The organism is Pedobacter sp. ISL-64 (assembly GCF_018613605.1).
Classification (GTDB): domain Bacteria; phylum Bacteroidota; class Bacteroidia; order Sphingobacteriales; family Sphingobacteriaceae; genus Pedobacter.
In genome coordinates this window covers 172217-190680 of record NZ_JAGGPU010000019.1, presented here as the reverse complement: position 1 = coordinate 190680, position 18464 = coordinate 172217, and the positions used below count along the sequence as shown (strand labels likewise).

Here is an 18464-nt window from a genome sequence, read left to right as displayed (position 1 = left end):
GTAGGTTTTAAAACCTACAGGGTTTGAAATCTTATGAGACTAATCACCCTCAACCTTCCTACCTTCTACCTTCCATCTTTTTTCACTTTAAACAATTTGAAATCCTGCTTGTAGGTTAAGAAGAATGAATGGTTAAACTGAAGTTGTTTATCGGTATGATCAAGATCGATATGCGGTTCGAAACGTACATCAAGGTATAAATGTGGAATTAATTCTTTTTGGTATGCATAACGCAACGAAACAATGTTTCTAGCACTTTGCTTTAAGCCTGGACTGTACAGGTTATCTGAAACCGATTCATAAAGTGGCATACCTTTAATCGAAATAAAGTTATTGCCTTTCCAGTAAGAAGCCACCAAGCTGCCCCATTTACTTTCTACACCCGCATTTAACCATAAACCAAAGCCACCTTGATAAGCCCTTCTTTTATCAGGTGAAAAATCCTTATACACCGCAATATAGTTATCGGTATATACCTGTTTAATGTTGGTATTAATTGCTTTGTGCAGTTTTAAACCAGTTGCCCCGTTAAACATAGTCGTAATCGGAATTTCTTTAAGTACATCAATTTGTCCACCTTGATGGAAAGCCAAAAATTGGGCAGGCAAACTAAACTTCCAGCCATTACCTTCCGCAATGATGCTTTCGGTAGATAAACCGCCAACAATTTCTTCTTTGGCAGGATCACCCTTATAAATCATTTTCTGCCAGGCAATCCAGGCATCTAAAGTAAACTTCTTGCGCTCAACCAATAACTGTGTTCCGTATTCAATTGGCGTAGTTAAGGTCCTTTCGAAATCGTATAAAGGTTCGATATACTTATGCTGAATATTACCTTCTAAACTTCCGAAAATTAAAGTAAGGTTTCTTTTGTGGTATTTTACGCTGAATAAAGGTTTCGCATCGGAAATCCCGTTTCTACCAAAATCCTTTCTGATAAAAGCACCGGCGGTAATCGCCAGATTAGGATGCGCGTAGTAAACAATTTGAGGCTGTAACTGTGTTCCGTACAAAGTATAACCATCATGAAAATCGTTGGTATACTCGTAATTACGGACGTAGTTTAAATTGTAAAAATTAAAATGAACCTCGTTGGTTAAGCTGCTATCGGGACGTATCCGATTTTCGAAAGCCGATTGATCAAACTGTGCCGAAGCGAAATAAGCACTAAAAAGAAATGGTATTAGCAGTAAGGTCTTTTTCAGACCTGTAGTTGTAAACATGCGCTTGAATTTTATCGCCCAAATTTAAAATAGTTTTTGGTTTATTTAACCGCGAGGCACGCGAAGTTTACGCAAAGGAAACAAAGTGATTTACGAGTCGACCACCAAGGTACAAAGGACACAAAGCTTTTATTAACACCTCTAATTACAAACAATATTCTCGGTGCCCTAGTGAATTGTGGTATAAAGATTATTCGCCACGTTTTTTACGATAGTTCTTGTACAGTTTAACCGCAATCATAATGGCCATTGCAATGCCCATTATCCCTATTAAACCGTAAATCCAGTTAATGGCGTTTTTCAGGATTACCACGAATACAATGCCAATCATAAAAATCGTCGCCAATTCGCGCCACAACCTCAACTGAAAGCTGTTTAGCCTATATTGGTTGTTTTTAAGCTGTTTAACGATGTTCTGACAGATGAAATGATAAATGAGTAAGCCAACAACAAAACCTAGCTTAACCCACATCCAATCGGCTTGAAGCAAGCCTTGGTTTAAAGTCAGCATAGATACACCTGCCAAAACAGAAATGATCATGGCTGGGGTGGCAATAATTTTCCATAAAGTAGCCTCCATTTTAACAAACTGTTTTTGGAGGATACTTTTTTCGGGTTCAGGTTTATCGTTTGCCTCGGTATGGTAAATAAAAAGACTCAGGATATAAAACAGTCCTGCCATCCAGCTGATTACAAATACAACATGTACTGCTATGAAATATCGATAATATGGCAATAAGGTTTCTATCATTTATCTATTATGGGTTGACGAGAATTTAATACCTAAACTCTTTAACCACTTCAATTGCGTATTTAACGTTATCGAAAGGAATATCTGGCATTATACCATGGCCCAAATTGAAGATAAAACCTTCGGTACCACGCATACGTTCAAACAATTTATGGATCTGTGCTTTAATTACTGCTTTATCTGCATATAAAATATGTGGATCTAAATTTCCCTGTACGGCAATACCTGCTGGCAAAGCATTTTTAATGTTCAATAAATCAGCATTCCAGTCAACTGAAATTACGTCTGGTTTAGCTTCTGCCATAATCGGAGCAAAAACCGAACTTCCTTTACAAAAAGAAATCACCGGAATATCTTTTCTGTTTAAGTTAGCAATGATTTCCTGAATGTAACGGTGAGAAAACTCCTGGTAATCATTCCATGATAAAGCAAGTGCCCAACTATCGAAAATCTGAACAGCATTAACTCCAGCAGCAATCTGAAGATTCAAATAATCTGCCGTTACTGTGGCAATTTTAGCCAAAAGTTTGTGCGCCAGCTCTGGCTGATTGTGTATAAAGAGCTTGGTTAATTTAAAATCTTTAGATGAACCTCCTTCAATTAAATAACTCATTACGGTAAATGGTGCTCCTGCAAAACCGATCAATGGAATTCTGTTATCCAATCGTTGTTGAATCACTTTAATCGCATCGGCAACGTATTGCAATTCGTCCAGACAATCAACATTTAAGTTTTCGATGTCTTTAGCGGTACGTACCGGATTTGCAAATTTAGGTCCAACGCCTTGAGTAAAACTCAAATCACCACCCATAGCCTCTCCGGTTACCAAAATATCACAGAATAAAATCGCGGCATCAATATCCAACAAATCAACCGGTAACATGGTCACATCTGCTGCAATTTCTGGGTTTTTACACATCTCTAAAAAAGAGTATTTGTTTTTAATTTCCCAATATTGTGGCATAAAACGACCTGCCTGACGCATCATCCATACTGGTGGGCGTTCGGTTTGTTTTGAAAATGCTGCGTCTAAAAATAAGTTATTCTTCATGATTGTATTTGGTGTCGCACTACGCGTCATGCTGAATTTATTTCAGCATCTTTCTTTAGTTAGATCCAGAACTGAGTTCAGGATGACGGGCTGCCTAAAATTTTAATTTTGCAAAGGTATAAATAAAAAAAAAACGAAGTACCTTTTTATCCCTAAACTGGTGCTTCGTTATTCAAAATGACAATATTAATATTATAACTTGCTTATTTCTTTTTCAATTTTAACGATAATGTCTTTCGAGCGTTGTGTTTCGGCAAGCTCTTTGGCCAATTTCGTATAAGTTTCTGCCCTTTCTCTATCTTTCTTCCGCAAAGCGAGATTAGCCAAATGGATCAGTACATACGATTTCTCGTTCTTTCCTCCCACAGGAAAACGACTGGCCAACTGAAAGTGATACTCGGCTTTATCATAGTCTTCTTCCTTCAAAGCCATATTGCCTTGCATAAATTCATAATAACCCCTTCGGCTTTTAGCCAAGCGCTCAGGCTTAACCACCTCAGCCAATAAGGCTTTGGTTTTACCGAATTCGTTATTCTTGAAATGTTTTGATGCCATCAAAACCGAACTATGCTTAAAATGGCTCCAAACAACAAAGGCAAACAACAGTCCTGAAACAGCGGCCAGCTGATATTGATTGTAAAATACACAAACCAATGCAGCAAGCGCAAAAACTGCCATTAAAGCATATCTGCCTTTATTATTGTACATTAATGACTATCAGTAAATTTATAGCCTACACCGCGGATCGAGTGGAAATAAACTGGATTTTTTTGATCTGGTTCGAAATACTTACGGAAAGTTAAAATGAAGTTATCGATTGTTCTTGTTGAAGGATAAACATCATAATTCCAAACGGTTTCTAAAATCTGCTCTCTTGAAACCGCATCGTTTTTACGCTCGATCAACAGTTTCAACAACATCGTTTCCTTTTTGGTTAACGGAGTGATGGTACCATCATCGTGTTTTAATTCGAAAGAGTTAAAATAAATTGTTTTATCACCGATTTTGTAAGAATTCAATTCTTTTAAATCATCAGATTTTAAACTGCGTTTAACCAAAATACCAACACGAAGAATTAATTCTTCTAAGTTGAAAGGTTTAACCAAATAATCGTCAGCTCCCTTTTTCAAACCTAAAACACGGTCTTCTGAAGTGTTTTTAGCTGTTAAAAACATAATCGGAACTTCTGCATTCTCTAAACGGATTGTTTCGCAAACCTGGAAACCATCCATTTCAGGCAACATTACATCTAAAATAATTAGATTAAAGCGTTCTTCTTTAAAAATTTTAAGAGCGGTTTTGCCATCTTTAACGGCGTGAACTTTATAACCCTCAAGTTCCAGGTTTAATTTGATAGCATCTAACAAGTGATCCTCGTCTTCTACCAATAGAATTCTTAATTTTTGTGACATAATTGAGATTAACTAAATGTTACTTCAAAAATACTTCCTTGAGGCAAATTGTCTTTTACTGTAATATCTGCATCATGGTATTGTAAAACCTCTTTCACAATAAACAAGCCTAAACCTGTTCCTTTCGCTTTTCTGACATTCTCGTTACCAACGCGGTAAAACTTATCAAATATCAACATTTTTTCGGCATCTGAAATACCTGGCCCCTGATCACTCACTCTTAATTGAATATGTCCATCCACATCGTTTAAATGCACATTTATCTCATCACATGGGTTAGAATACTTTACTGCATTCTCAATCAGATTGGTTACTACTGACGATAAGGCAAATTTGTCACCCATTATCTGCAAATTTGGCTGAATTTTAGCATTAATGATCTGCTCGCATCCGCAAGAGTGAACCTGTAGCCTATCCGTGATTTTATATACCAGCTCCGAGAAGTTAAATTCTTCCTTCGGAAAAGTATAGGAACGGTTTTCGATCTTGGTGGCCAACAACATATTTTCGACCAGATCATCCAAACGTTCAATGTCTTTTAGCGAATTGTTAAGCAATGAAGTTTGACGTGCTTTATCCAGATCACGTTTAACAATGGTTTGGATAGAAAGTTTTATCGCCGCCAAAGGCGATTTCAGCTCATGTGTAATTGACATCAGAAAGTTCTGCTGCTGTTCCCTCAATTTATCTTCACGTTTTAACGATTGATGAAGGAAATAACCACCTATACAGAGCAAAAACAAAAACACCGAACCTTCGCCCATAATCATGGTCATGCGGCTTGGCTGCAAACGCACCACTAATGTTCCCCACGAAATGAGTTGAATCAATGCGTAAAGCAATAATGCGTAAAATATAATTATAGATTTCTTCATTCGTCGATTTTTCCTTCGGGTTGATTACACAGATTTTTGGATTTCACAGGTTCTTTTTCCTCATCCTAGCTTAAAAAAAGCCTTACTTCTTAAACACTAAATCTAATGCTTCAAAAATAGCACGTTTCGCTTTTTCCAATTCGATCTTAGTATGTGCTGAAGATACGAAACCAACTTCATATCCCGATGGGCCTAAATAAATTCCTCTATTCAATAACTCGCGGTGCATAATTTTGAATTTCTCCATGCTGCTGGCATCAATATCATCAGCCGATTGGATTTTATCTTTATCGGTAAAAGCAAACCAGAAGATAGAACCAATGGTAAATACCTTAAATTTATAGTTACGTGCGGTTGCAAAACGCTGAATGCTAGCCACAAATTCTTGCGCTTTGGTATTCAGATCCTTATAAAAGCTTGATTTGTTCAGCTCTGTTAATGTTGCAATGCCTGCTGCCATAGCCACCGGATTTCCAGACAAGGTACCTGCCTGATACACACCACCATCAGGAGAAATATGTGCCATAATTTCAGCACACGCACCATACATACCAACAGGTAAGCCACCACCAATGATTTTACCATAAGTAACAATATCTGGTGTGATACCATAATGCGCTGCTGCGCCCTCAAAACCAACCCTGAATCCGGTAATTACCTCATCAAAAATTAACAGAGAACCGTTATCAGTACAGATTTTGCGCAAGAAATGGATATATTCTTCATCCTGAATAATCAAACCATTATTTGCAGGGATACCCTCAATAATTACCGCAGCGATCTGATCTTTGAACTGAGCAAAAGCTTGTTCAATAGCTGTTTTATCATTTAGGGGTACAACGATGGTTTCTTCAGCAAAAGATTTTGGCACACCCGCAGAAGAGGTTTCACCAAAAGTAACCAAACCAGAACCTGCTTTAACCAAAAGCGAATCGCTATGACCGTGGTAACAGCCTTCGAACTTTAAAATTTTATCGCGACCGGTAAAACCTCTTGCCAAACGAATGGCCGACATTACCGCTTCTGTACCTGAACTCGTAAAACGGATTTTCTCTACAAAACGGTTGTTTTTGATAATCAGCTCAGCCAATTCATTTTCTAAAGCCGTTGGCGCACCAAAGCTCATTCCGTTCTGCATTACCTCGGTAACTTTTTCGCGGATTTTAGGATTGTTATGCCCTAAAATTAATGGCCCCCAGCTACCACAGAAATCGATAAACTGATTACCATCGGCATCCCATATATAACAGCCATCACCTTTTTCGATAAAAAGTGGTGTACCGTAAACAGATTTAAAAGCCCTAACAGGTGAGTTTACCCCACCGGGGAAATACGTTTTTGATTTTTCGTACAGCTCAGCAGATTTTACCCTCGAAATATCAGGTTTACTACCTGTATTTACAGGAATATCGGCTTCGTTGCCTGAAAACATTTTCTTTAATGAATCTAACATTTTTGTTGAGGTGTAAGGTAAAAGCTGTAAGGTTTAAGGCTAATAGCATGTGCTAGAAAACCGAAATATTACATTTACCTATGTTTTTTATACGTTACAGATAAAGGATTGGCAATGAAACCCTACGCCCTAAACCCTTTACCTTTAGCCTTTTTAAAGCCAGTTGTTATTTAAAATATCTTTAATATGGTAGGTGGTAATAATACTTGCACCTGCACGGGCGAAAGCATGCATGGTTTCCATTACTACTTTTTGTTCATCTATCCAACCGCGTTCGGCAGCTGCTTTTACCATCGAGTATTCACCTGATACATTATAAACCGCAATGGGCAAATTGGTATCCTGTTTTAACCTTTGGATAATATCCAGATAAGCTAAACCTGGCTTCACCATTAACACATCAGCGCCTTCTTGCTCATCCAAAGCGGCTTCGCGTAAAGCCTCTAATGGATTTCTGAAGTCCATCTGATACGCTTTTCTATCGCCTTTGCTTGGCGCACAGTCTGCAGCCTCTCTAAAAGGGCCATAATAGGCAGAAGCAAATTTTGTGGCATGGCTCATAATAGCGGCATTTACAAAGCCATTTTCATCTAAGAGATTACGTATGGCTTCAATCCTTCCATCCATCATGTCAGACGGCGCAAACATATCGGCACCAGCTTCGGCATGTGTTAAAGCCATTTTAGCGATTACCTCTACTGTTTTATCGTTTTGAACATAATCGTTCTCTAAAATACCGCAATGGCCATGAGTGGTATAAGAACAAACGCAAACATCGGTAATTACATATAAATCATCACCGAACTGTTTTTTTAATTCACGAACAGCAGTTGGAACCAAGGAATGATCATGATAAGCAGATTTCGCGTCTTCAGATTTTTCATCGCCCACACCGAAAAGCATAATTTTGTTGAGTCCTTTTTTCATTCCGGCCGCTACATCTTTAACCAGGGTATCAACCGAATAATGGTTTACCCCTGGCATGGCATCAATGGCGTGGGTAACATTGCTGCCTGGCACTATAAAATAAGGGTACACAAACATATCTTTCGATAACCGGGTTTCGGCTACCATCTCTCTCACCAATGGGTTTTTCCTTAATCTACGCGGACGATTTAACATTTTATTTGTATCAAGTATTTAGTACCAAGTATCGAGACCTGAATATCTTTTTATTTTTTCCTTCGGGGTGATTGCACAGATTGAATGATTACACAGATTTTTGGATTTCATAAATGACCTTACGCTTTCTGCCTTTTACCTTATGCCTTAAACCTTACTTAATCTCAATCCCAAACACTGCCTCAGCTAGTCCAATTTCATCAGGCGAATAAGGCAAAGCATATTTCACACCCATTTCATCAAATTTCTTACCGGTAGAGTTTCCAATAGCAATTACCTGTTGGCCTGGTTCCAATAAATTATCAGCGAAATAGGCATCAACATTTGACGGACTGGTAAAAATCAGCACATCAGCATAACTTTGGTCAATATCATCTTCGATTACTGTTTCGTAAATCGGCAGATCGATTATTTTAGCATCAGCTGGTAATGATTTTTGAATCGATTGTAAAGAATCCTGTGCTCTTGGAAACAGTATTTGCTGACCGCCAACCAATTGCGCAAAATCTTCGGCAACTTCGGTAATATCGCCACTTTCACCAACAAAATCGGCAATATGGCCAAATTTACGCAAGGCATCTTCAGATCCCCTTCCTACCACACCAAACCTTGTTTTCTTTGGCATTACCGGTTTTAGGTTGAAAAAATATTCTACGCTGTTGCGGCTGCTGAAGAAAACCCAATCTACGTGTCTTAAGATAAACTGATCTAAAACCGTTACTATCGGGAATGTACGGATTAATGAACGTCCTTCTATTTCAATATTATTATTTTCTAATGCCCTACGGAAATAACTGTGCTCGCCAATTTCGCGCGAGATGAAAACCTTTGCAGGCTTTTTTCTTTCCGCATTAAACTTGGCCACAATTTTTTCTGCTAAGCCTTCGGTACTTTCTGCACGTAAAAACAAACGCTCAGGAAAATGATCGGCGGTTTCGGCCTTTGAAGTCCAAATTTCGAATTTTCCGTTTTCCTTTTTGCAATAACAGCCCAATGGCATGTGGCAACCACCTTCGAAAAGGTTTAAAACTTTACGTTCTATATTTACGGTTTCGGCTGTTTCCGGATCGTGCAATTTTTGCAGTGCATCAAAAAGTTCAGTATCGTTTGCCCTGATCTGAATTGCCAAAGCGCCTTGTGCAGGTGCAGGAATAAATTCGGTAGTTTCGAGTTCTTCTACATGCAAATCGCTCACATCAAGATTTAAGCGTTTAACGCCAGCTTTTGCAATCAGAATGGCATCATAATCTTCATCACGAAGTTTTTGGATACGGGTGGGTACATTTCCGCGTAAATCTTCAACCTCCAAATCGGGACGTAAACCCAATAACTGGGCTTTGCGGCGATTAGATGAAGTGCCAACCATTGCGCCTTTTTTTAACGAAAGCTTTTGCGAAACATCTACACAATCTTTTAAAATCAATAGGTATTCGCTTGCTTCTTCACGTGGTGGTAAAGCGGCGATGATCAATCCTTCAGGGTGTGTAGTAGGTAAATCTTTAAGGCAATGTACAGCCAGATCAATTGTTCCACCCAAAAGCTCTTCTTCCAATTCTTTGGTAAAAAAGCCTTTGCCTTCCAGTTTATCCAATCTTAAATTCAGGATTTTATCGCCCTGCGTTTTAATGATTTTTATTTCTGCTTCTATTCCAATCGCAGCCAATTCATCTTTTATATGATTTGCTTGCCATAAAGCCAGGTCGCTACCGCGTGTTCCAATGGTTAATTTCTTCACTATAAAGGTTAAATGAGTTGCAAATTTAATTTAATTAGTGGTTTATACCATGAATTGTTTAAAAATGAGACAGTGAGGTTACAGAACCTATAATTTAAAGGATTTCTATGACATTATGCAATGGGTATCACATTTTTTAGTCATTCGGAAAGTTGATTGGAGTGATAAGCGAATCTAAATCGGTCTATAAAGATCTCTCCATTTCGCTGCGCTTCAGTCGAGATGACGATTTTTCTATTGGGCCCCCACTAATATATTGGTGAAGCGAATGACAGAAATAAGAATGGCAAAAATAAACTTGATGTTCTTTGCGGTAAAATTAAGGTTGATTTACCAAAATTTCTTTTGCCATTACCATTGGAACGCTGATGTATTTTTTCTCCATGTAGTTCATTACACGTTCTAAAACTTCGCGTGAGGCTTCATCCATCTGACTAATTTCATCGGCAAATACACCATTTATGGCTGTATTTTTGATTTCTTTAATCTTTCTTGGCACTTCCTGCATCGCCAGTTCGATACGGCGTTGTTTTAAAACAGAGAAAAATTCGGTAATGTTATTGCTGATAATTTCTTCGGCGTGCACCAGTTCGTTGTAACGTTCCTGGATATTTTTGCGCGCTACCTCTTTTAGTGATTCTACTTCGATATAATGTACAGGGTTGTTATGGATCACTGCGGGCGTAACATCATTCGGAATGGCCAAATCTACAATTACCTTTTTGCCCTGATCGCCATTTAAAAGTTTAGCGTATAAGGCTTCGTTAATAATTGCCTCGGTTGAGCCGGTGCAGGTAATGATCACATCAAATCCTTCATTAAAATCTTCAAGCGCTGCTAAAGGATAAGCCTTACCACCCAGCTCTCCTGCCAAAGATTCAGCCTTAGAAAAGGTACGGTTGAAAATCGAGAAATTTGAGTATTTATGTTTGTTGAGGTACTTTGCAATGTTCTGATTGGTTTCGCCAGCGCCAATAATCAAGATACGTGAGTTGCCACACATATTTAACTCTTTTAGCTTCCGGTAGGCCAATGAAACAACAGAAACCGGATTTTTTGAAATATTGGTGTGCGTATAAACTTCTTTTGCAGTTTTAACCACACGCTCCATAATCATACGCATGTAATCGCCAGTAAAACCTGCATCGCGGCAGTTTTCATAAGCTTTACGGATCTGGGCAAGGATTTCCTTTTCGCCAACCACCAAACTCTCCAAAGAGCACGATGTTCTGAGCAAATGGTTAAAAGCTTCTTCGTTTTCGTATACCGTAACATTATCAAGAAAACGCTCCATAAATTCAGGAGGCAGTCCCATGTCTAAAACAGTAAGGAATCTGGTTACAAATTCTTTGTCGGTTTTCTCTTTGGTAAGGAAAACAAACTCCACACGGTTACAGGTTCCGATGTAGAAGATTTCACTAACGGGAAGTTCTGTTTGAACATTCTTCAACCTGCTATCTAAACTCTGATCACAAATAACCAATTTCCCTAAAGATTTCAGATCGATGTGGTGATGCGTAAAAGCTATTACTTTTAAATATTCCAAGTGCTTCCGTTATTAACTATTATCGGGATACAAAAGTAACAGGGTGAACGCATGTGACTGTCATTAACCTGTAATTTACATCAATTTAGAACGGTTTTAAATAAAGAGCTTAAAGACTAATCAAACCATATTGATTTATATGAACAAACCAATCGTAAAATTTTTCTTTGAATTTACGCCCTCTTCTATGTCCTGACTGAATGTAACCACTTTTTATCCATTGCAGTATATTACGTGATTATGCCAAAATGGTTGCCTTCATCTGGCTTTTAATTTATTTTTCCGGAATATTAGAAATTGTTTTTGGGGGTTATTGCTGATTAAGATGAGCGGAAAGCTAGCGGCACTGTTAATTATACTGATGTTGATCACCTTTTTACCAGTACATTTCTACATGATCCAGGTTATTATTAGATAATGTATTTCCTTTTTTTGAAGCGCAGTCCCAGTGCTAATGGGAAAGGTCCTGTCCTGCTGTGCATTCCAATCCTTTTGGATAAACTTCGCAAAACAACAATTAACCTATCCAAAAGGGATTTCCATTTCCATCAGGGCCATTATACTCACAGTTGTGGTCAATATCCTTCTATTTTAAACACAAAAAATACACAACAAAATTGTATTTTGTAGGTTTATAATTTGTATCAATTCCTTAAATTATGATTACACAAAGCAATTTTAGCCTTAGCGGTTCTGACGGAAAATTAATTATTGGTGATATCACTTTTGATGAAAAAAACCCTAATACGCCCATTGTACTTTTTGTTCATGGCTTTAAAGGTTTTAAAGATTGGGGCGCACACAATTTAGTGGCCAGGCATTTTGCCAGCAATGGCTACCGTTACATTAAGTTCAATTTATCGCATAGCGGTGTGCCAGTTAATCACCCAAAAGATGTAACCGATATGGATGTCTTTGCCAATAATACCGTATCAAAAGAACTTTTTGATTTAAATGCGGTACTCGATTTTATCGAAAAAGCATACGGTAAGGATACAAAGGTAAATCTGATAGGCCATAGCCGCGGTGGCGGATTATCAATCATTGAGGCTGCGAACGATTTAAGGATCAACAAACTGATTACCTGGAGTGCCATTGGCGATTTTGCCAGCCTATGGAAAAAAGAACAGGAAGCCGAATGGAAAAAAAATGGCAAAATCTTCGTTACCAATGCCCGTACCAAAGAGCAAATGCCATTAAATATTGGTTTATTGGAAGATCTGGAAGAGAATGCAGCAGCATTGAATATTTTAGATGCTGCAAAACGGGTAAACATCCCCTGGTTGATTATCCATGGCGATGATGATGTAAATGTTCCTTTTGAAACCGCACAAACTTTGGCGGAGGCCAATCCGAATAGCAGATTAATTAAAATTGAAGGCGCCAATCATGTGTATGGGGCGACACAGCCTTATAATAGCGAAACTTTACCACCGCTTTTGTTTAAGGTTTGCGAAAAGGTAATCACTTTTATAAGTGAAGTATAAATTAATTATCTTGGGCCATCATAAATTATGGCTCAAGATAAAATCAACTTCTCAGGCTTCAATCAAGCTCTATTTAAGAAGATCTTAATTGGATTAACATTATTTTTCTGTTTTATCATTTTTCTTGACAGTAATTTCTCGCCCGTAAAATCAAATACTGAATTTATTGTTGATTTTGAGGGCTATCGCTCCAAAAACGGAAAGGAACGCATTTTTAGTGTTCAAACCCTTCATGAAAAATATAGGATCCCACCTAAACTTTTCAATGAAATAAACGAGAAAGATTCCCTGCTAATCTATAGATCAAAAGTAACCGGCATTATCCTTTATTATGGTTTAAGGAAATCTGATGTAATTATTGTTTGTAAAACCCGGTTTTTTAAGGGTGATTTTTTTGGATTAGTTACCAGTACTTTAGGTGTTTTGCTAGCGATAATTCTCTATTTTAACAGTAAACTAGCACAAAACGTTACCCTTCAAGGAATTTTAGTCTTTTTGATTATCATTTCTTTGGTTTTCCTAAGAAACTACTTTGGTGGAGATTATTTATGGGAGTTCTAATTTCTCAATACTAATCATCCCCTCTCCTTACAAAATTTCGCATATCACTACCACTAGGACTTTGGAAAATTTCCAGGTCGAAGTAGGGAACAGCCGCCAACAAATGATCAAAAATATCAGCGGCAACTTCTTCAAAACGTTTTAAGCCTTTTTCTTTCGAGAATACATAAATTTCGATCGGCAATCCATTCTCTGTAGCCTGCAACTGGCGCACCATAAACGTTAAATCGGTATTGATATAAGGATTACTCTCCAGGTATTTCTCGGCATAAACCCTAAAAGTGCCAATATTAGTCATGTGGCGGCCATTAACCAGATTATTGGGATTTACCGTATTTTCGGCATTATACCTCTCTATAAAAGCCTGCGTTTCTTTAAGGTAATCTTTCAAAAAATCAATACTCTGCAACCTTCCAATCAGCTCTTCATCGCAGAATTTAATACTCGAAATTTTAATATTAATGTGGCGTTTAATCCTCCTGCCCTCACTTTCCTCCATTGCCCGCCAGTTCTTAAACGACTCACTAACAATAGCGTAACTCGGTACAATAGTTACCGTTTTATCCCAATTCCGCACTTTAATGGTTGTTAAATTAATTTCGGTTACTTCACCATCTGCCCCATATTTTTCTACGGTAATCCAATCGCCTACCCTAACCAGGTCAATAGCACTCATTTGTACAGAAGCTACAAAACCTAAAATCGGATCTCTGAAAACCAAAATAAAAACAGCGGTAACTGCGCCAAAACCACCAAAAACATAAAGCGGCGATTCGCCAAGAATAATGGACAGGATGAGCACAAAACCAACAATATAAAATACAATTTTGGCTACCTGTTTGTAACTCCTAATGGGTTTATCGGCGTATTTCTTTGATGATTCCATGATGGATACCAAAGCATTCAGAAATGCATTTACAGCAAACATTACGGCTAAAACCATGTAGATTTTAGCAAATATTAAAGCATAAAATAACCCGTTTTTAAAATCGATAAAAAGATAAGGAACAACATTATAGATGATATAGGCGCCAAATATTAAAGCAAAAGCCCTGAAAACCCTAAATTCAAATAAAGCTTTTTGCCAGTCTGACTTTGTTTTTGCACTTTTTACCACACCGATAAAAAGCTGTCGGGTTAAAAATATGGTGATGAACAGAAATAGAATAACACCAAGCAACCCGATAAAAAAGTAAGAATAAACGAGTTCGCCATCAGCAAGGCCTTTGCCAGCAAGCCAGTTTCTAAGTTCGTTAAACAGGGATTGAAACTCCGGGATATTCATTAAGGCAATTTAGTGTTTATTGATTAGAAATTTAAATGGTGCTCAGAATTGATTTTTTCGAATGTCATGTTGAGCTTGTCGAAACACATTTACAACTTAAGGCTCTTCGACAGGCTCAGAATGATATATGGCAAAATGATTTGAAAATTCCGTGGCCTAAATCCCTGGTCTGTGTTCTTACAGGCCGAATAAACTAGTAATTATATAATGGTAATCTGTGGGGACACAGACCAAGGAATAAGATTTCTCGACTGCGCTGCACTTCGCTCGAAATGACGATCTAACGCCCTCGGTCTGTGTCCTCACGGACCGAAATAAAAAAGTAAATTATAAAAGTGGTCTATGGGTATACAAACCACGGAGCGCATTTTAAACCTTCTCTACCCAGTTGCCATCATCTTTAATGATGTCGATCAGTTCATCAAGCGCATAGGCGGTAGTTACATTTTTCTTTACCACTTCTTTACCGCGGTACAGGGTAATTTTATCTGGCCCTGTGCCTACATAACCGTAATCGGCATCGGCCATTTCACCTGGCCCATTAACAATACAGCCCATGATACCGATTTTTATTCCTTTTAAATGATCGGTACGTGACCGGATCAGCTGAGTGGTTTCTTGTAAATCGAAAAGTGTTCTTCCGCAGCTTGGGCAAGAAATATATTCTGTTTTACTGATGCGTGTACGGGTAGCCTGTAAAATCCCAAAACTGGTAGAATTAATCAACGAAAGGTTTTGACCTTCTGCATCAATCCATACCCCATCTCCAAAGCCATCGGTAAATAAGGCGCCAATATCGGTTGCAGCATAAAGCATTAAATGATCTGTGTCAGCATCCTGATAAGTTCTCTTAATAATTACCGGGATCTGAATATTTTTCTCCTGCAAAGCAACAAAAAATGCCCTTTGCTCGGCCATTCCATGTGTTGAAGAAGTTTCTAGAATTAAAACAACCGTGTCATCCAACTGTGCAATTGTTGTATTACTAAATTGTTTTGAATCAATCTGTACGAAATTCAAAAATTCGTCTTTAACATCCGCAGAACCATATTCCGTAAGCGTATATAAAGGATGACAGTTGTTTTTATCGTTAAGTTTTAACCAGGTTTCGTAATTATAAACTTGCTTTAAATTCCCAGGGAAAGAAAAAGATGGCAAATTATCAGCTAAGAAGGCTAAATCGCAAGCCTGATCAGCGAGGTTATATTTATCTAAACCTGCACTGTAATTGTAACCAATTGAACTTAAAAAGTAAGGATCTTTTAAGTTTTCCTTCGAAACATCGATCATCACTACAGGATGATGATGCCCACCAATATGCTGTACAGGTGTTGTAACGCGACGGTTGTACTCATAAGGGCTATAAGTTGGGAGTTGAGAGTTGAGAGTTTGGACCTTTGCAGGCGACTCAAAACTCTGAACTCCAAGCTCCGAACTCCTTTTAGAGTATCGATCTGCTAAAGCCTTAGCTACTGGTGCTTCAAACTCAGGATCTTCTGTTAGTGAAACACGAATGGTATCACCCAGTCCATCTTCTAATAAAGTTCCAATACCAACGGCTGATTTAATACGGCCATCTTCTCCATCACCTGCTTCGGTAACGCCTAAATGTAAAGGGTAATTCATCCCTTCTTTAGCCATGGTTTCTACCAGCAAACGGTAAGCCTGAACCATCACCTGGGTATTACTGGCTTTCATCGAGATCACCAGATTATAGTAATTCTGGTCTTCACACATGCGGATAAACTCCATTGCCGATTCAACCATTCCGCGGGGAGTATCGCCATAATGGCTCATAATCCTGTCAGAAAGTGATCCGTGGTTGGTGCCAATGCGCATGGCAGTGCCATACTCTTTACAAATTTTTACTAAAGGAATAAACTTTTTGTAAATCCGGCTTAACTCCGCATTGTAAGCGTCCTGTGTATATTCTAGATTCTCGAATTTCTTTTTATCTGCATAATTGCCTGGGTTAACCCTTACTTTTTCTACAATACGCGCAGCCATTTCGGCAGCATTAGGCGTAAAATGGATATCAGCAATTAACGGTACATTATAACCTCGGAAACGCAGTTCTTTTTTAATATTGGCCAGATTTTCGGCTTCTTTAATGCTCGGTGCGGTAATACGAACATACTCACAGCCAGATTCTACCATGCGAATCGTCTGTTCTACAGTACCTAAAGTATCCATGGTATCGGTAGTAGTCATCGATTGAATCCGGATTGGATTGTGCCCGCCTAAAGCAATATCACCTATGTTAACTTCTCGGGTTAAATACCTCGAATAAGCCGTTAAACTGTTGCAATATCCGCCTGCCAAATCATGTTTTGCCAATATATTTTCCATCTGTTTGCAAAGATAAGGATTGTTGGAATGTTTTAATGTTGGAATGTTGTAAAAGATAAAGCCAGGAAAGGCGAATAGCCTTCATTGTTTTTTATTTATCCAAAAACAAAAGTACCTTATTATTAAATTCGGAAACCATTTCTACAGGCACGTAATGCGAAGCGCCCTTAAAAATAAACAGTTGTGATTTAGAGATATTAGCCGCAATAAATTTAGTGTGCTTCTCTAAAATCATATCCCGCTCACCTGCCATTACCAAAACTGGTGCTTTAATCTTCTTCAGGTCAAAAGCAGTAATATGCGGTTCGGTAAGCAACATGGTAAACAACCTAACCTGATACTTAGATTTAACATCTTGTCTGGTTTTTAAACTTTCAATTGCTTTGCTAACCTCTTCTAAAGTACTGGTCGAAACTGCTTCATTTGGGTTTGTACATGCTCCGGTAACGGCGAGTTTCTTTATATATGTAGGATATTTAGCAGCCATAATCAATCCTGTATTTCCACCATCGCTCCAGCCTAAAATATTGGTTTTACTGATATGTAAAGAGTCAAGTAATGTTTTCATATCCTCAGCGTAGAGGTCATATGAAAGTGGCTGAGTACTGGAATCCGTACTTTTTCCTTGTCCACGGGTATCTACTGCAATAACCTTATAAATTTTTGAGAATGCTTTAATCTGTTTTTTAAAAACGCTGATCGATTGGCTGTTTCCATGCAATAATAATAGGGGTTCGCCTTTTCCATAGGTTTCATAATATAATTCGGCATCCTTTACTTTCACCCTGCCAGCTGCTGCAGTATTGCCTCCGTAATTAATGGGTTGTGGGGTATTAGGATTATAATCTGGTTTTATTTTTGCCTGACTGATATCTACACCATCAATCAATATCTGAACGTCATCAATCCATAACTTACCCGAGCCATACAGGGTTGGCCAAAAACAAATCCTTCTTACGTCATGGTTTAATGGCAATGTTAAACTATACTGCTGCCAGTCTACATTACCAGATATTCGGGTTTTTAATGAATTTTTGTATTGTAACATATCATAATCTTCGTCATCAATACGAATCGCAAAATCAACATGATGTGCTACATCTTTAAGCTTGGCATATAATCTTATCTCTACTTCACGGCCTTCGTATTTTGAGGGGATAAAAATTCCAGATTGCGTATATTTTGCAGGTCCATCGTTATTGAGGTTTTCAATTAATAGAGAATGTTGCCCACCATGTTTTTCTGTTGTATCGGTAATTATCGAAACTCCTTTTGAATTATTGATGCTAAACCATTTTGAAGCAAATTTTGTATTGGGTATTAACTTTTCAAAATCTAAATTATACTCATCCTTTGCAGATTTTAACGAATCTGATGAGATTTGGCAAAAAGAAATAAGTTGATAAAAGACAAAAATTGTGGTGAGAAGGATACGTAACATATTAGATTAATTTTACTAAAACTAATCAATAGAATAGTAGCTTAATTCTTATTTAACATTTTTTAACTGAAAGCAGAAATTGAAATTGGCTTATTTTTTAACGGTAGGTGGGTTTGGCATGCTTGCACCGACCAAAGTTTCATAAACGGGATGGCAGCGGCATCCTTTGGCTG

Annotated in this window: 15 protein-coding genes; 2 read left to right on the top strand and 13 right to left on the bottom strand. The window is 38.0% G+C overall.

Annotated elements, in window-relative coordinates:
- Positions 1-65: 65 nt before the first annotated feature.
- From J7E57_RS20945 to hemA, 10 genes are all read right to left on the bottom strand, one after another.
- Positions 66-1223 carry a hypothetical protein gene (locus J7E57_RS20945; protein ID WP_215125547.1) on the bottom strand — a complete coding sequence of 386 codons (1158 nt, stop codon included), beginning with the start codon at positions 1221-1223 and terminating at the stop codon, positions 66-68.
- A gap of 190 nt (positions 1224-1413) precedes the next feature.
- Positions 1414-1974, bottom strand: a complete 561-nt coding sequence (locus J7E57_RS20940) for a CopD family protein (RefSeq protein ID WP_215125546.1) — start codon at positions 1972-1974, stop codon at positions 1414-1416.
- A gap of 25 nt (positions 1975-1999) precedes the next feature.
- A complete protein-coding gene (gene hemE, locus J7E57_RS20935) occupies positions 2000-3025 on the bottom strand; it encodes a uroporphyrinogen decarboxylase (protein WP_215125545.1) in 1026 nt (341 codons plus the stop codon).
- Positions 3026-3217: 192 nt separating this feature from the next.
- Positions 3218-3733, bottom strand: coding sequence for a hypothetical protein (locus J7E57_RS20930; protein ID WP_215125544.1), 516 nt, complete (start codon positions 3731-3733; stop codon positions 3218-3220).
- Positions 3733-4437 (bottom strand): response regulator transcription factor, encoded by a 705-nt coding sequence (locus J7E57_RS20925; RefSeq protein WP_025146905.1) that lies wholly within the window; start codon positions 4435-4437, stop codon positions 3733-3735. The genes J7E57_RS20930 and J7E57_RS20925 overlap by 1 nt, the downstream gene beginning before the upstream one ends.
- An 8-nt stretch (positions 4438-4445) precedes the next feature.
- Positions 4446-5312: a sensor histidine kinase gene (locus J7E57_RS20920; protein WP_215125543.1), complete on the bottom strand. Its 867-nt coding sequence runs from the start codon at positions 5310-5312 to the stop codon at positions 4446-4448.
- An 82-nt stretch (positions 5313-5394) separates the two neighbouring features.
- The gene (hemL, locus tag J7E57_RS20915) at positions 5395-6765 is read right to left on the bottom strand and encodes a glutamate-1-semialdehyde 2,1-aminomutase (protein ID WP_215125542.1); all 1371 of its coding nucleotides are present in this window, start codon (positions 6763-6765) and stop codon (positions 5395-5397) included.
- A 153-nt stretch (positions 6766-6918) separates the two neighbouring features.
- Positions 6919-7887, bottom strand: coding sequence for a porphobilinogen synthase (gene hemB / locus J7E57_RS20910; protein ID WP_215125541.1), 969 nt, complete (start codon positions 7885-7887; stop codon positions 6919-6921).
- Positions 7888-8041: 154 nt separating this feature from the next.
- Positions 8042-9622 carry a hydroxymethylbilane synthase gene (gene hemC, locus J7E57_RS20905; RefSeq protein ID WP_215125540.1) on the bottom strand — a complete coding sequence of 527 codons (1581 nt, stop codon included), beginning with the start codon at positions 9620-9622 and terminating at the stop codon, positions 8042-8044.
- 319 nt (positions 9623-9941) lie between these two features.
- Positions 9942-11168: a glutamyl-tRNA reductase gene (hemA, locus tag J7E57_RS20900; protein WP_215125539.1), complete on the bottom strand. Its 1227-nt coding sequence runs from the start codon at positions 11166-11168 to the stop codon at positions 9942-9944.
- Positions 11169-11827: 659 nt separating this feature from the next.
- Between hemA and J7E57_RS20895 the strand changes: the two genes are divergently transcribed.
- Together J7E57_RS20895 and J7E57_RS20890 are read left to right on the top strand one after the other, a co-directional pair.
- The gene (locus J7E57_RS20895) at positions 11828-12655 is read left to right on the top strand and encodes an alpha/beta hydrolase family protein (RefSeq protein WP_215125538.1); all 828 of its coding nucleotides are present in this window, start codon (positions 11828-11830) and stop codon (positions 12653-12655) included.
- 27 nt (positions 12656-12682) lie between these two features.
- Positions 12683-13216: a hypothetical protein gene (locus tag J7E57_RS20890; protein ID WP_215125537.1), complete on the top strand. Its 534-nt coding sequence runs from the start codon at positions 12683-12685 to the stop codon at positions 13214-13216.
- A gap of 10 nt (positions 13217-13226) precedes the next feature.
- Here J7E57_RS20890 and J7E57_RS20885 read toward each other — a convergent pair whose 3' ends face one another.
- The 3 genes from J7E57_RS20885 to J7E57_RS20875 all read right to left on the bottom strand — a co-directional run bounded on the left by J7E57_RS20885 (position 13227) and on the right by J7E57_RS20875 (position 18291).
- Complete coding sequence (locus J7E57_RS20885) at positions 13227-14501, bottom strand: mechanosensitive ion channel family protein (protein WP_215125536.1); 1275 nt, start codon at positions 14499-14501, stop codon at positions 13227-13229.
- A 369-nt stretch (positions 14502-14870) separates the two neighbouring features.
- The gene (ispG, locus tag J7E57_RS20880) at positions 14871-16850 is read right to left on the bottom strand and encodes a (E)-4-hydroxy-3-methylbut-2-enyl-diphosphate synthase (protein WP_215125535.1); all 1980 of its coding nucleotides are present in this window, start codon (positions 16848-16850) and stop codon (positions 14871-14873) included.
- 91 nt (positions 16851-16941) lie between these two features.
- Positions 16942-18291, bottom strand: coding sequence for an alpha/beta fold hydrolase (locus tag J7E57_RS20875; RefSeq protein WP_215125534.1), 1350 nt, complete (start codon positions 18289-18291; stop codon positions 16942-16944).
- Positions 18292-18464: the final 173 nt, after the last annotated feature.